General features: G+C 25.5%; 15 protein-coding genes. 13 read left to right on the top strand and 2 right to left on the bottom strand.

The genetic code is table 4. The features are described 5' to 3' along the window. Window positions 1–37 precede the first annotated feature (37 nt). Entirely contained in the window at window positions 38–1030 is a 993-nt protein-coding gene (locus ACQH24_RS05285) for an ETX/MTX2 family pore-forming toxin (RefSeq protein WP_425379581.1), read from the bottom strand. A 414-nt stretch (window positions 1031–1444) separates the two neighbouring features. On the opposite strand from ACQH24_RS05285, the gene lepA reads away from it, so the two are divergent. The 9 genes from lepA to ACQH24_RS05240 all read left to right on the top strand — a co-directional run bounded on the left by lepA (window position 1445) and on the right by ACQH24_RS05240 (window position 11125). Continuing rightward, window positions 1445–3247, top strand: a complete 1803-nt coding sequence (lepA, locus tag ACQH24_RS05280; protein WP_425379580.1) for a translation elongation factor 4 — start codon at window positions 1445–1447, stop codon at window positions 3245–3247. Window positions 3248–3420: 173 nt separating this feature from the next. Further along, a complete protein-coding gene (locus ACQH24_RS05275; protein ID WP_425379579.1) occupies window positions 3421–3696 on the top strand; it encodes a transposase in 276 nt (91 codons plus the stop codon). After that, window positions 3639–4529: an IS3 family transposase gene (locus ACQH24_RS05270; protein WP_425380681.1), complete on the top strand. Its 891-nt coding sequence runs from the start codon at window positions 3639–3641 to the stop codon at window positions 4527–4529. Before ACQH24_RS05275 ends, ACQH24_RS05270 begins: the two co-directional genes overlap by 58 nt. Further along, entirely contained in the window at window positions 4487–5059 is a 573-nt protein-coding gene (locus ACQH24_RS05265) for an IS3 family transposase (protein WP_425380698.1), read from the top strand. Before ACQH24_RS05270 ends, ACQH24_RS05265 begins: the two co-directional genes overlap by 43 nt. Before the next feature lie 3 nt (window positions 5060–5062). After that, complete coding sequence (locus ACQH24_RS05260) at window positions 5063–6388, top strand: type I restriction-modification system subunit M (RefSeq protein ID WP_425379578.1); 1326 nt, start codon at window positions 5063–5065, stop codon at window positions 6386–6388. Continuing rightward, window positions 6381–7568 (top strand): restriction endonuclease subunit S, encoded by a 1188-nt coding sequence (locus ACQH24_RS05255; protein WP_425379577.1) that lies wholly within the window; start codon window positions 6381–6383, stop codon window positions 7566–7568. The genes ACQH24_RS05260 and ACQH24_RS05255 overlap by 8 nt, the downstream gene beginning before the upstream one ends. Window positions 7569–7776: 208 nt before the next feature. Next, window positions 7777–9159, top strand: a complete 1383-nt coding sequence (locus ACQH24_RS05250) for an Mbov_0401 family ICE element transposase-like protein (RefSeq protein WP_425379576.1) — start codon at window positions 7777–7779, stop codon at window positions 9157–9159. Between the two features lie 285 nt (window positions 9160–9444). Beyond that, on the top strand, window positions 9445–10725 hold the full coding sequence (locus ACQH24_RS05245; RefSeq protein ID WP_425379575.1) for a hypothetical protein: 1281 nt from the start codon (window positions 9445–9447) through the stop codon (window positions 10723–10725). 247 nt (window positions 10726–10972) lie between these two features. Next, window positions 10973–11125 (top strand): hypothetical protein, encoded by a 153-nt coding sequence (locus tag ACQH24_RS05240; protein ID WP_425379574.1) that lies wholly within the window; start codon window positions 10973–10975, stop codon window positions 11123–11125. A 356-nt stretch (window positions 11126–11481) separates the two neighbouring features. Here the strand turns inward: ACQH24_RS05240 and ACQH24_RS05235 are convergent, their stop codons facing one another. Continuing rightward, a complete protein-coding gene (locus ACQH24_RS05235) occupies window positions 11482–12441 on the bottom strand; it encodes a transposase (protein WP_425379371.1) in 960 nt (319 codons plus the stop codon). A 177-nt stretch (window positions 12442–12618) separates the two neighbouring features. On the opposite strand from ACQH24_RS05235, the gene ACQH24_RS05230 reads away from it, so the two are divergent. From ACQH24_RS05230 to ACQH24_RS05215, 4 genes are read left to right on the top strand one after another with little or no spacing between them, the layout of a single operon-like run. After that, window positions 12619–13959, top strand: coding sequence for an MFS transporter (locus tag ACQH24_RS05230; protein WP_425379573.1), 1341 nt, complete (start codon window positions 12619–12621; stop codon window positions 13957–13959). A gap of 34 nt (window positions 13960–13993) precedes the next feature. Next, complete coding sequence (locus ACQH24_RS05225) at window positions 13994–14683, top strand: M48 family metallopeptidase (protein WP_425379572.1); 690 nt, start codon at window positions 13994–13996, stop codon at window positions 14681–14683. A gap of 53 nt (window positions 14684–14736) precedes the next feature. Further along, window positions 14737–15093: a hypothetical protein gene (locus ACQH24_RS05220; RefSeq protein ID WP_425379571.1), complete on the top strand. Its 357-nt coding sequence runs from the start codon at window positions 14737–14739 to the stop codon at window positions 15091–15093. Continuing rightward, a complete protein-coding gene (locus ACQH24_RS05215; protein ID WP_425379570.1) occupies window positions 15056–16270 on the top strand; it encodes an NAD(P)H-hydrate dehydratase in 1215 nt (404 codons plus the stop codon). The genes ACQH24_RS05220 and ACQH24_RS05215 overlap by 38 nt, the downstream gene beginning before the upstream one ends. The last annotated feature ends 57 nt before the right edge of the window (window positions 16271–16327 follow it).

Genomic DNA, 16327 nt, shown 5'->3' with positions numbered 1-16327 from the left:
ATTTTAGCAATAATATTATAATTAAGAATTGAAATTCTTATATTCTTTTTGTATAAAAATTATTTTCTACATCATTAACAATTGAATTTCATTTTAGAGGGACATTTATTCAAACAAGACTTTGATTATTAATATTATCCACAGTTATTACCGAATTCTTATTTGCTGCAGTTCCTTTTATTAAATAATCTTTAAAACCATTATTTTTTAAAATGTTGACAACATCTCGTGCTGAGTATCATGGATAAACTAATTTCTGTGGAAAATATTTAACATATGTTGATGCAGAATTGACAAAGATACCTTGTTTATCAATTGGAATATTAAAATGAAGAATACCGTTATTTTCATAATTTTTTGAATAAATTATACGTTCAAATTTGCCTTGATGATGTGCTGGAACTTCATAAGTTTGCCCCGAATATTTTACAGTCTGAGTTTCAGTATGAGTATTAGTAACTTGTTTTTCATCTGAATATGTATAATTTAATTCAAATTTTTTAAAGAATGAAAAGTTAAATTCTGTTTTTACATTGACAGTATGAGTTCATTTATGACTAAATGTATATGTATCGGTGTAAGAATATGTTTGAGATCTTGTTAATAACTTCTGAGGAGAATCAGAATAATTATTTAATGTTTCCTCATATTTTGGTTCAGGTGTCGAACCAACTAGTTTAGTATCATATTGTTCCAATATTGCTCTCTTATTTTTTATTCCAGTGTCAAGAAAATGTTGCACGGCTTCTGTCAAAGCTTCTTGTTCTCCTCCTCAAAATCTAAATCAGTATCTTTGAGAATTTAATGTTAATTTATTTCAATAAAAATCTTTGTTAAGATTTCAGACAATATTCTCTAAATTAATTGGTGCAAAAGAATCTTCTTTTCAATTAGAATAAGTATTTAATTTATTATATAAAGAATTGTTATTAATTTCTTTTTGATCTAACATTATTTTAGTTTCTGCAAAACTATTTGCTATTCCACTTCCAGTTAATGTTATAGTTCCTATTAGTAATAATTTTTTCATGTTGTTTACCTTTCGTTTGTACAACCCAACCGCCCAACCAAAATTAATATATGTTTTCGGGTCTTTCAGCAATTATTATTTCCAGTGCATAAGATTTTAATAAAGGTAAAATAAGTATTTTGTTGATATGAATTTATTATAACAATTTTTATGAAAATGAAAATATGATGATTTTGTTACGATTGCGTTTTAATTTTGGGGGAAAATAAAAGAATAAGGGTTTTCTTATATAATTCTGTTAAATAAATTAATTATTAATTCTCTTCAATTTCTTTACACAGACATTTCTTCGCAGGAGATAAGTTTGACCTTAGTTGATGAGAATTATGGGCAAACCCCCTATCTTTTTTAAAATTATGTATAATAATATCAGAGAGATAACTAATCTTGTTGTAGAAAGGGTCAGGTTCAAGAATGGATAAAAAATTAATTCGTAATTTTTCAATTATTGCCCATATTGACCATGGTAAATCAACATTAGCTGATCGCATTTTAGAATTAACAGGAACTGTTGATAAATGGGAAATGCAAGAACAATTATTAGATTCAATGGAATTAGAACGTGAACGGGGCATTACAATTAAATTAAATTCAGTTCAATTAAAATATCATGCCCAAGATAATCAAGAATATACTTTTCATTTAATTGATACCCCCGGTCATGTTGATTTTACCTATGAGGTCTCACGTAGTTTAGCTGCTTGTGAGGGGGCAATTTTAGTTGTTGATGCTGCCCAAGGGATTGAGGCACAAACTTTAGCCAATGTTTATTTAGCAATTGATAATAATTTAGCAATTATTCCTGTTATTAATAAAATTGATTTACCATCAGCAGATCCAGAACGAGTGAAAGAAGAAATTGAAAAATTAATTGGAATTTCAACTGCTAATGCTCCGTTAATTAGTGCTAAAACTGGCCTTAATATTGACCAAGTTTTAGAAGCAGTTGTTAAAAAAATTCCAGCACCGTTAGATGCTGATGATAATAATCCTTTACAAGCCTTAATTTTTGATTCGCATTATGATAAATACCGGGGGGTTATGGTTTCTATTCGTATTAAGCAAGGAATAGTTCATGTTGGCGATAAAATTAAATTAATGAATACAAAAGCTATTTATGAAGTAACGGAATTAGGAGTAAAAACACCGAAAGAAGTTAAAAGAGATTATTTAGCAGCTGGTGAAGTTGGTTGACTAGCAGCAAGTATAAAACTGGTCCGTGATGTTCGTGTTGGAGATACGATTACAACTGTTGATAATCCAGCGTCTGAACCATTACATGGTTATAAAAAAATGAATCCAATGGTTTTTTGTGGATTATATCCAATTGATTCTGCCAAATATAAAGATTTAAAAGAAGCATTAGAAAGAATTCAATTATCTGATGCCTCATTAGTTTATGAACCAGAAACATCACAAGCATTAGGATTTGGTTTTCGTTGTGGATTTTTAGGATTATTACATATGGATGTCATTCAAGAACGATTGGAACGTGAGTATAACTTGGAATTAATTGCGACAGCACCATCGGTAATTTACCATGCTTATTTAACAAATAAAGAGATGATTACAATTGATAATCCCAGTGATTTACCAGCAGTACAAAAAATTGATCGAATTGAAGAACCATTTGTTAAAACAACAATTATGACTCCTGAACAATATATTGGCCCATTAATGGAATTATGTCAAAATAAGCGGGGAACTTATGTTAATTTAGAATATATTGATGATACTCGTCGCATCTTAACTTATGAAATGCCATTAAATGAAATTGTATTTGATTTTTTTGATCGTTTAAAATCAATTAGTAAAGGTTATGCTTCTCTTGACTATGAATTTATTGGTTATCGGTCGAATAAACTGGTAAAAATGGATATTTTATTAAATGGTGATATTATTGATGCATTATCAATTATTGTTCACCGGGAGTTTGCTTATGGACGGGGAAAAGCATTATGTGCTAAGTTAAAAGAAATTATTCCACGGCAAAACTTTGAAGTTCCCATTCAAGCAACAATTAATCATAAGGTTATTGCCCGTGAAGATATTAAAGCAATGCGAAAAAATGTTTTAGCGAAATGTTATGGTGGGGATATTACACGGAAAAAGAAATTATTAGAAAAACAAAAAGAAGGAAAAAAACGGATGAAAGCAATCGGATCAGTTGAGGTCCCACAAGAAGCTTTCATGGCTGTCTTAAAATTAGATGACTAATTGTTAATAATAGTATTTTTTAAATTCTTATTGCATTGCAATATTGTAAAATTTTTTTAATAAAATAAATGATATAATAAATTTCATAAAATACCTTTGGATAGGTTAAGATAAATTGGACAACAATAATGTAGAGTAAATATTTATAATTAAATTACAATGGAGGTGTAATTATGGCAAAGAATCATTATACCGATGAATTTAAGCAACAAATTGTTGGTCTTTACAAAATGGGTCAAACTCCTGAACAATTAGTCAATGATTACCAAATTGGTAAATCTACTGTTTGGAAATGAGCTCACCAATTTAGTAACTCGGACTCATTTAAAGCTAAAGACAATAGAACGCCAGAAGAAAACGAATTAATTCAATTACGTAAAAAAGTTAAACAATTAGAAATGGAAAATGACATTTTAAAGCAAGCAACACTGATAATCGGCAAAAAATAGCAATCATTAAAAATAACAAAGCAAAATATCCAATTATTAATTTATGTAAAACATTGAAATTGGCTAGATCAACATATTACTATCAATTAAAAGCAAATAATCCCAAGAATAATCAAAACATTGATAATGCTGTTATCAGTATTTTTCTAAAAAGTCGTAAAAATTATGGAACAAGAAAAATTAAAATCATGCTAGCTCAGCAAAATATTATATTATCTCGTGTAAAGATTAGTAAAATAATGAGAAAATATAACTTAATTTCAAATTATACAAAAATCAAATACAAACATTCAAATACAAGCAATGTTACATATAAATATAATAATTTATTAAATCAAGAATTTAATAATTATAAACTACATGAAGTTGTTGTCAGTGATTTAACATATGTTTTTATTAATAATAAATGATATTATGTTTGCTTTCTAATTGATTTATTTAATCGTGAAATTATTAGTTATGATGTTAGTTTACACAAAAATGCAAAATTAGTTAAAAATACCTTTAATAAACTTAACTTTACATTAAATGATATTAAAATATTTCACACTGATCAGGGTAGTGAATTTAACAACAATCTTATTTATAACTTTTTAACTAAAAATAACATTCAAAAGTCTTACAGTAAACCAGGTTGTCCTTATGACAATGCTGTTGCGGAATCAACATACAAAATTTTTAAAACTGAATTTATTAAAAATAATAAATTTAAAAACATTGAGCAGTTTAAATTAAAATTATTTGATTACATTAATTGGTACAATAATATTCGAATTCATAGCAAACTAAATTATTTAACACCAGTAAAATACAGAAATTATTACTCTACATAAAATTTGTCCAAAAAACCCTTGCCATTCCAAATCAAGAATTTAATAATTATAAACTACATGAAGTTGTTGTCAGTGATTTAACATATGTTTTTATTAATAATAAATGATATTATGTTTGCTTTCTAATTGATTTATTTAATCGTGAAATTATTAGTTATGATGTTAGTTTACACAAAAATGCAAAATTAGTTAAAAATACCTTTAATAAACTTAACTTTACATTAAATGATATTAAAATATTTCACACTGATCAAGGTAGTGAATTTAACAACAATCTTATTTATAACTTTTTAACTAAAAATAACATTCAAAAGTCTTACAGTAAACCAGGTTGTCCTTATGACAATGCTGTTGCGGAATCAACATACAAAATTTTTAAAACTGAATTTATTAAAAATAATAAATTTAAAAACATTGAGCAGTTTAAATTAAAATTATTTGATTACATTAATTGGTACAATAATATTCGAATTCATAGCAAACTAAATTATTTAACACCAGTAAAATACAGAAATTATTACTCTACATAAAATTTGTCCAAAAAACCCTTGCCATTCCATAATGATAGTGCTGGATATTATATTGAACCGGAATATTTATGACAAGAAATAATTAATAAAATTAATATTGGAAAATTTGATATTTTCTTATTAAGAAAAGCGTTTAAAAAATTAATTGAATCAACAGTTGGTTATTCATCAGAAAAAGAATTTGAAAATTTATTTGATTCTGTTGATTTAGATTCTAGTAAATTGGGAAAAACAGAAGCAGAGAAAAGTAAAATAATTGCTAAAGTAATGTTAAAAATTAATGAAATTAATTTTGAAATTAATGAATCAGAAATTGATATTTTAGGTGATGCCTATGAATATTTAATTAGTAAATTTGCTTCTGAATCAGTAAAAGCAGCAGGTGAATTTTATACACCACAACCTGTTTCTAAATTATTAGCTAAATTAGTTAGTCAAGGAAAAACGGAAATTAAAACTGTTTATGATCCAACATGTGGTTCAGGTTCATTATTATTAAGAGTATATAAAGAATTAAAAATTGGTCATTTATATGGTCAAGAATTAAAAACCAATTCATATAATATTGCAAGAATGAATATGATGTTGCATGGTTTAAAGTATAATAAATTTGATATTTATAATGGTGACACATTAGAAGATGATGGTTTTAAAGGACAAGAATTTGAAATAATTGTTGCAAATCCGCCATATAGTTCTCATTGATCGGCAAATCAAAAATTTTTAAGTGATGAAAGATTTAGTGCTTATGGAAAATTAGCACCAAAAACAAAAGCTGATTTTGCTTTTATTCAAAATATGATTTATAAATTATCTGATAATGGCGTAATGGCTGTTGTTATTCCTCATGGAATTTTATTTAGGGGTAATGCTGAATTAATTATTAGAAAATATATGATTGAAAAAAATTGAATTGATACTATTATTAGTTTACCAGTTAATATGTTTTATGGTACATCAATCCCCACTTGTATTATTGTGATGAAAAAATGTAAAATTGATAATTCAATTTTGTTTATTGATGCTTCGAAAGAATTTCAAAAGCAAGGAAATAAAAATACTTTAACCGACGAAAATATTATTAAAATTATTAATATTTTTAATAAAAGAAAAACTATTGATAAATTTTCTAATTTAGTTGATATAGAAATAATTAAAGAAAATGATTATAACTTAAATATTGCTCGTTATATTGATAATACAGAAGAAAAAGAAATTATTAATATTAAAGCATTACAAGATAACTTAATTAATAATGAAAAAGAAATTCAAAAATTAGATGAAGAATTTAATTTAATGTTAAAAGATTTGGTGATTAATAATGAATAAATCTTTGGTGCCAAAAATTAGATTTAAAGGATTTAATGATGAATGAAAAAAATATAAGCTTAATGATATTGGATTATTTTTTCGTGGGCTTTATAACAAAACAAAAGCAGATTTTGAAATAAATAATTCTAATTTTTACTATGTTACATATACAAATATTTATAATAATAGCTTTATAAAAATTGATTCTTTAAAATATGTAAATATTAATAACAATGAAAAACAAAATCGTTTAATTAAAGGTGATATTTTATTTACGATGACTTCAGAAACTTATAATGAAGTAGGACTTTGTTCTATTTTTAATTCAGATATTGACAATGTTTACTTAAATAGTTTTTGTTCTGGTTTTAGAATAATTAATATAAAAGCCATAAATTCAATTTTTTTACTTTTTTTACTTTTATCAATTCAATATAGGGAAAAAATTATTAAAATGGCTAATGGTTTTACTAGATATAATTTATCAAAAAAATTATTATTAAATTTGCAAGTTAAAATTCCTAATATTATCCAACAAAATAAAATTGCTGATTTTTTTACTATTATTGATAGGAAAATTGAATTAATTAAAGAACAATTAATTTTATTAGAAAAACAAAAGCAATATTACTTAAATAATATGTTTGCAAATGAAAAAAGTTATCCAAAAATTAGATTTAAAGGATTTAATAATGAATGAAAAAGTAAAAAAATAAAAGAAATATTAAATTATCAGCAACCTACAAAATTTATAGTTAAAGATAAAATCGAAAATCAGGGGAAAATACCAGTATTAACAGCTAATAAATCATTTATATTAGGTTATGCAAATGAAAAAAATATCTATGAAAATATACCAGTTATAATCTTTGATGATTTTACAATGGATATGAAATATGTTAATTTTAAATTTATGGTTAAATCATCCGCAATTAAAATTTTAAAATCTAAAACTAATAATATTAATTTATTTTATGTTTTTAATTTATTAAAAAATCTAAAATTATTTTCTAGTGATCATAAAAGGTATTATATTTCATATGTAAGTGAAATTAATGTTTTATTTCCAAATATTAATGAACAAACTAAGATTGCACATTTTTTTACTATTATTGATAGAAAAATTGAATTAATTAAGGAACAATTAAATTTATTAGAAAAACAAAAACAATATTACTTAAATAATATGTTTATTTAATTTATGGTTTTTATCTGATTTTTATATAAAAATAAAACTTTTACATAATTTTTTGATTTTTGTAAGTGTTTATATTTTGATAATGGTAAAAGTATTAATACCATCAATTATTTTCTACAAAATTAAATGAGATTATTGCTGACATTCATTTTGAATCATTATAAAATTTTACTATCATGCAATGATGATTTAAAAGGAATATAATTATATGTTAAATATTTTCAATACTATTAATTTTAGAGAAAAAGTAAATACTGATGTTAATGAAATAGGAAAAAAATTAATATTAGAAGAATGAGAAAGAACTGATCAAGAATTAAGAAAACAAAATTGTAATGGCCAAAATGGATATATTATGTGGGGTAAAAGACCTTTTACAGAAAAAACAGAGTATGGTGATATTACCTTTTTTAGAACATTATTTCGTTTTTTTAATAAAGATACTAATAAATATGAATTTGTTTTCTTATTTGATAAGAAAGTCGGAAGAAAAAAACGAAGTAGAATTAGTATTTTTATTAAAATAGCAATTTGAAAATTAATGGATAGTGCTAAAAGACAAAGAGATATTATGGATATGTACCAAAAATTAAATATATCTAAGATGACAATCACAAACATTAATAAGGAAATTGATTTTGATAAATTATTTAAAGAACAATTAAAAACAGAAACAGAAAAAATAATTGTCCAAACACCATATTTGTATGCTGGGGTTGATGATTCATTTAGTAATTTAACAAAATATAGAAAAATAGAAAAAAATATGTTTAGAACAGCATATTTTCATACTGGGTATGATGAAATAAAAAGCACTAAAAGTAAAAATGTTCTAAAAGATAAAAGAATTTTTATTGTTATGAAATCAGTAAAAAATAAATACTATCTTATTAAAAAATATAAAAAAGAATTTTTATATTTTTTAAATCAAAATTTTAATATTGAAAATTGTAAGTTAACGCTAGCAGGTGAAGGAGCAAAATGAATCCAAAAATTTGCTAACGAAATTGGTGCAATTTTTATTTTAGATCAATTTCATTTAATGAAAGAATTAAAAACAATATTTCCTTATCGAAGAAGAAAACTTACTAAAAATTTAACCGATAATGAAAAAATAAGAAAACAAATTTATTGAGATATGAATAAATTATTTAAAAATGGCGATCCTGATGAAGCAATAAAATATTTAAAAAAATTAATTACAAGAAAAAATATTAAAGAATATCCATTCTTAAAAGATAAAAAAGATAAAATCAAAGATTTCATTAAATATATCAAAAATAATTCTGAGGGTATTAAAGTTTATAAAGAGGATTGATATATGGGGTCTTGTACTGAACCACAAATTTCACATAATGTCAAATGATTAAAAGGATATGGTGCTAAATCATACAGTGAAAAAGTTTTTAAAAATATGATTGCATTGAAAATGGCAAAAGAAAATGGTGTTAATTTAATTGAGTTTTATCTTAATAAATTAAACAAAAAAAATGAAAAAGAATATAATTATTATTTTAAAAATGAAGATAAGCATAATCAGCAATTTTTAATAAATAAAAATGTTGCTCACCAGGCACAATGTTTTGTATAAAATTTAAAGTAAAAATCAATAATTTAAAATAAATTTATTAAATAATTTGTGAATTATTATTTTTTGTATTGTAAATTATTACTTTTATGTTATGATTAAATTAATTAAAAAAGATAAATTTATCTTTTTCTTAGGAATTTTATTTTAGTAGATAAATATTTATTAGAATAAGATATCACCAAACGTTTATTTTACTCCCTCAAAATAATTGATATTAATAATTATCCAATTCCGGAATTTGAAAATTTATTTTCAATAGTTACTGCAACTAAACCAACACAAGTTTTGGAACTTACTGATAATAAAGTCGAGCCTGCATTACTAACAATCGTAAATGGTTTTATGGCTATTTTTGATAATATTAATCGTGAAATTAGAGATCAATATTCAAACTATTATCCAAACAGTATGCCTATTACGTCTGATAACAATACAAGGAAGTTTACTTTAAACTACGTTGATATCAATAAATTAGGAACATTATCAAATATTGATACGAATGGTTTGAAAGGAGTGAGGTTAGATTTTAGATTAGAAGCTAAAATTCAATTTAAAACATTACAGACACGGGTGCCTTTTTTATTCCAATATACTATTACAAATGATGCTAATCGTATGCAAAAAATTTTAGATGCGGTGACAGGAAAAATTTCAACTGCAATTGTTAAATTTTTCAAAACAAATGCTGGGGATATTATTGTTGACAAAAATTTAGCATATAAAAAGATTTACGATAATTTTGATTTAAATTATGCTTCTGACCACAGTATGCTGGATGATATTGTTCAAAATGAATTAAATACTGCTTTACAAGCTGATGAAGAGCTGGGACACATTCGGGAAAATATTACTTATTCTCGTGATGAAGAAATTTTAACATTATTAAATTCAATTATTAATCCTGAGACAAATGGGGTAACGCCAGTTATTCCTGATGATGAAAAATACACATGAGTTAATACAGGTTATGCTCCGGATAAATTAACACCAGAAAATTTTTTAGAATATTATGGTGAAAAATTAAAGATTTTAACAAGTAGTTCGGGATCAAAATTACAGTTAGGTCAATTTAAAATTAATTTAGCAAAGATTTTAGTAGCTGGTGTCCCATTATCAGGTAATGTGTTAAATCAAGGAAAACCTTTTTATATTAACATAGGAATTACTCGAGAAGGAATGATTAATAAAATTAAAAACTTTGGCCGAATTATTGCTGCTTTTTATAAATATTATCAAATTACATGAGATATTCGAAATTATTATGAAGGACGAATTCAATTAGAACCAGAGTTACATAATGTTTTATATAATGATGCAAAAACATATACTTATAAAAAAATATGAAGTACTTTATTGAAAAAATTTAAAGAAGATCCAAAAAATAAGGATTTAAAAGATATTGATAAATTTTGAGTATCAACATTTTACAATAAAGATTTAGTAATGCGTCGTGATGACCCAAAATTATTAGAACGAGGAATTTATTTATTGGATAGGGACCATTATAATTTAGGATTTCAATTTGGTGTTAATTCAACAACCAATAATATTTATTACAGCCCATAACCAGTTGATAAATACCATATTGCTTTTAAACCATATGGTTCACCAGAGGACAGAAAGGATACTTAGGAATTAAAATGTTGATCAAAGTACAAACTAATTTATATAATATTAGTTTACCAACTTTGCATAAATGAATTAAAAATTATAAAATTTATGGCAAAAAGGTCTTTGCAATATTTCATTTGTTCCAATTACAATTAAAGAATTAAAAATAAAATTACAAGTATCAAAACAGGAAAATCAAGAATTGAAATACAAAAAGATTGAATCAAAGATTAAAGGAGATTTCACTAAAGAACAAAAGATAATTGAAAATAAAAATATGTTGGAAGGGTTAATTATTTATCGCGGTAATGATTCAGAATTTAAAAGTAATGAATACCATACATTCTTGAAATAGGCCGGATCTTAAATTAGTATGTCTTGAATCGAAAGTTCGTAAGATAATCCACATATTAAATCATTATGGAAAATTTATAAAAAACAAATCTTAAATAGGGCAGAATATAGTTTTGATAAGGTTAGATATCTAACAAATTTATATTTTACTTGATATAATCTTGTGTGATTCACAATATAAAGTTGTTATTTAATAAAGTGTCCGAAATAAGGTTTCACATTACAAATTTTTTATAATTTAAAATATTGTAATTAATACTTTAATTTTGTCGAAAACTCTTGATGAAATAAAAAAATTATCAATATGACAATTTGAAAAATAATTTTGTTTAAGATCATGATTTTGCTTTAAATTTTTTAAACGTTAAAATATAATACCGTTGATTGTTGTTTTGGTGTTAAACCTTTATGTTGGTATTTTCATTTTCATAGATTTAAATAATTTTGAATATTAGTGAAACCCAAACCATGATAATGAATTAAGGCTTCTTTAAGACTCGATTGTAATTTACTAATCTTATTTAACTTTCGATAACTAGTATCAGGGTTTGTACTAGTTTTGGTAGAATATAGAGTAGAATTTGTTTGTTTTGCTACTAATAAATATAATGGTTGCATGTCAGAAATAATTATTGATTTTTCTTTAATTAATTGCTTATTCATATTTTCAATAATTCATTGTTTTTGTAATCGTTTGGTATTGGTGGATTGAACAAAAATATTATTATTGCTATCAACTACCATTTGAATACAGCATTTGGTATTAGTTGAAAATGGATCAAGATGAGTTTTTCGTTTATCAAATTTATCTTTAAAATTACCTTTATGGATTTCTTTAATAAAAGTTTCATCAATTTGGATTTGACCATTTAATTTTTTAAATTTTAATTGAGTATTTTCTAATTGTTTTGATTGCATTAATTTTTGACGATTATATCAAGCAGTTTTTGGTGTTGTTTTAATAAAACGGGAAATTATTTTACTAGATTGTCCTAATAATGAAATTTGAATTAATAAATTTCACTGTTCATAATTTAAATGACTTCAATAAGTAAAATGATGACGAAAAGCATCAAAACTAGCACGACATTTTTTACATAAATATTTTTGTTTTCCTTCGGGATTATGACCATTTTTAACACAATGATAAGATTTACAATCAGGACATATAATGCCTTTATCTCTAAATTTTTGATCAATTTCATTTAAACGTTTTTGTTTTTTGATTACTTCTGCTTCTTTTTTTATTTTTTCAGCAAATTCTAAAAATTGATCATCTGTAAAACTGTTTTTTAATTCTGTAATTATTTTTTCCATCAATTATTTACCTCTATATATTAAAAATATACCTAAAATTAGATATATTCTATAAATATCAAGAGTTTTCGACAAAATTAAAGAATTAATATTATTAGTTTTAAAAGAAATAAGGTATAATTACGGTGTATATTTAATATGTATGGTTGTATTAAATTTAAAAGATAGGTGAAAAGAATGAAGAAATTACGTGAAGCGTCATTAATGTTTCTAACAATTGGAGGGCTTTTTAGTGCACTCTTTTTTGGGTTATTAATTATTTTTAAAGCTAAAATTAATAATAATAATTTTCTTTTTGAAGCAGTAAGAATGTTATTAGAAGATATTGCACGAGTTGTCTTGCAATTTTCAAATTACAATGTGTATGGAAATGTGATTACCAAACCAGAATTAGTTGGAGGTATTTTAATAGTAATTTCTAGTTTTTTAGTGTTGATGTATTTAATTCCAAATTATTTATCAAAGAATAGTCGTTTTAAAGGTTTCGGGGTGATTTTTGCCTTAATTTTAGGATTTTTAACATTGTTCTTTTTGATTATTGCTGTAGCATTTGGTGTTCAAGCAGTTGACGGTAACACGGGCTTAAATGTTTTTAAACTAGGTATTAAAGCTAATTTTGGCTTTGCTTTATTATTTATTGGACCTGTTTTTACTTTTATAGGTGGAATCTTGGCAACTTCTTATTATCGGAAAGCACGAAAAGAAAAACCACTAACAAAAGATCAAAAAAATCGTTTAGCAGCCATTAATTTAGAAACTGGTAAAATAGGGGCAAAAGGCTTAACTCCTCAAAAAGAAATGGTTATGGCAGCTGAACTGGCTCCACGGGATGATGCGTCTTCTAACTTAATGGCCAAAAACCCCGCACCAACTGATTTGAAAGCAAAAATGGCATTATTAAAAGCAAAAATGGCTCGGAATGCAATGCTAAATGAACAAGGCGAAGCGCATTTAGCTGAACCAACAGTAGAATTCGATCGTAGTAAAACATCTGAGACAAAAGCACCAATTCGTGTTGGTAAAGAAGGACAATATTTACGAACAATTAAAGAAGGGATTGGCATTGTTGATGAATCACCGACAGGAGTTCTAATTGAACAAGAAGGCAATTTTGTTCAAAAAGGGGATATTATTAAACAGCATGATTATTCGCCCCCTGTTTTTAGTGAAACAAATTCATCTGCACAAATGCGGGGAACTGGTCCAGGCTCAATCATTATTCCAAAATCAAAACAAAATATCTCGTTAGATACAAGAGAACTTGAGGAACGAATTGGTTCAGTGCCAAAAATAAGTGGTAAACAACGTATTAATCCTAATGCCCGGGTTGATAATTCATATGATGGAAAAGTCTTTTTAGGAGATATTGATAAAATTTGAACAGCTGGGAAAAAATATCGCGAAGCAATTACTAAACAATCAGAAAAACCGAAATCTGAATCCTATGTTAACCCCCATGATAGTTTAGGTGATTATGATAATAATGCTAATAATGGGGAACATGAAGAGCATCATTAACTAAAAGCTATCTTATTACTAAGGGAGGAACATTATGGCATTGGAGAAAGTACTGCCATATCAAGGCAATTTAATTAAATATGATTTAATTATTAAAGAACAAAAAAATATTGTTTTGAATGTTAATAATGGGAAAATTAAAGTTTCAGCCCCAAGCCACGCCCATGATTGAGAAATTGAAGCCTTAATTTATAAAAATATTAAAAAAATTATTACGGTAATGGATGTTCATGATAATTATCGCAAAATTGTAATTAATCCAGATGGAACCGGATATGTTTATCTTTTTAATGAAAAATATCCGCTACAGTTAACACAAGAAAATGTTCACACTAAAATTATTAATCGACATTTATTTTTAATGAAGGATGCTGGGAATTATGATGAAAATGTTCGGAAGTTACATCAGTTTTTAAAACAAAAATTTAGTTATAAGTTTGAGCAATTACTAGATAAATGAGCAGGTACAATGGGATTAACTTATAAGAACTTATCCATAAAAACAATGACAAGAAAATGAGGTGTTTGTTATCCTCAGACGGAAAAAATTGTGCTAAACATAAAACTAATTCATTTTGATCCAACAGTATTAGAATATGTTATTGTGCATGAACTAGCTCATTTAGTTCATCATAATCACTCAAAGTCATTTTGATATTATGTTGAACGATATATGCCAAATTATAAAGAAAAGGTTGAAATTCTAAAAAAACCAGGAATTTAAAACTGGTTTTTTCTTTATTACTTTACTATAATTAAATAAGGAGATGAAAAATTATGCTTTATATTACTAATCAAAACGATAATCAAAAAATTGATAGCTTTATTTTTGATCAGTTAGAAATTACACCGATTAAATTAATGGCGCAAGCAGCATCAGGCTTATTTAAACATGTAAATTTAACTGTTAATAACTTTTTAATTTTTTCAAATTTTGGAAATATTGGTGGCGATGGATTAGCTTTAGAACAGTTAATTAGTGCTTATGATTCAAACAAAAAGGTGCATGTTTATATTTGTGCGACGAAAGCAGCTTTTGAAGCTGAAAAGAATCCGGCAGTTGCACATTATTATAAAGAACTACAAACCTTAACGAATGTTACTATTACTTTTTTTAAGTGATGATCTTGATAAGTTATTGTTATGAGCTGATTTTATTGTTGATTGTATTTTTGGGATAGATTATCATGGTAAAATGCCTTTGAAAATTGCAGATATTATTAAAAAGATTAATCAAACGCAAAAATTTATATTGGCTTGTGATATCCCCAGTGGAATTGATAATGATCAAGCAAAAATTCCGACTGTCGCAATTAAGGCCAATAAAACAATCACTTTTTTCACTTATAAAATAGCCTTTATTAATTATGATATTATTCCTTATTTGGGCGAAGTTGTTGTATGACAATTAGGTTTTCACCCGCAGGCGGTCAATAATATTTGTTCACAATTAATTGACAGTAATTTGTTTTATAGTAATCACGTTGAATTACAACCTCGAGGTTTTGCCTCGCATAAAGGTACTTGTGGTAATTTAATGATTTTTGCTTCAAGTTTAGAATACTTAAATGCCGGAGCATTAGTTGCTAATATGGCATTAAATGCCGGGATTGGTTTGGCAATTTGAGCCGTTCCACCCGAAATACTTGGGAAAACAAATAATATTGCACCAGAAATAACTTTCTGTGATTCTTCTGATCGTGGTCGAATTTTAGATTTATTAACAAATAAAGTTAATGTTGTGGCTTATGGAATGGGAAAAGGGAAAACAGAACGCACATATAATACTTTAAACTCTATTTTAGATAATTTTAAGGGGCCAATTGTGGTTGATGCTGATGGGATTAATGTGTTAGATCCAACATTGTTGCGTAAATTACGTGGTCGTGGGATTTTAACACCAGATGTATTAGAATTTTCTTGTTTAATTGATAAAAGTGTTGAAGAAATTTTACATGATCGGGTAAAATTTGCCAAAGAATTTGCCAACAAATATAAAATTATTATTGTTTTAAAAGGTTATCAATCAATAATTACCGATGGTAATATTGTTTATATTAATGGAACAGGTAATCCTTACATGGCAGTTGCTGGTATGGGCGATACCCTGACTGGTTTAATTGCCAGTTTAATTGGTCAAGGTTATGAGTTATTTGAAGCCGCCATTATTGGAACTTATATGCATGGTTTCACGGGTGATAAAATTTCCCAATATAAAAAACCAGTATTACCAACAGATATTATTAATCAAATTGGTTATGTTGTTGCAGAATTAATTAATTCTAACAATGATTATCATCAATTAAAATAGATTTTTAAGCTATTTTTGCTTTGTTATTAATTAAAATAATTTTATTTATTAACTGAT

This window comes from Spiroplasma endosymbiont of Stenodema calcarata (genome assembly GCF_964031205.1).
Lineage (GTDB): Bacteria > Bacillota_I > Bacilli_A > Mycoplasmatales > Mycoplasmataceae > Spiroplasma.
Note: the sequence above shows the minus strand (reverse complement) of the source record. Positions and strands in the feature narration are given on the sequence as shown.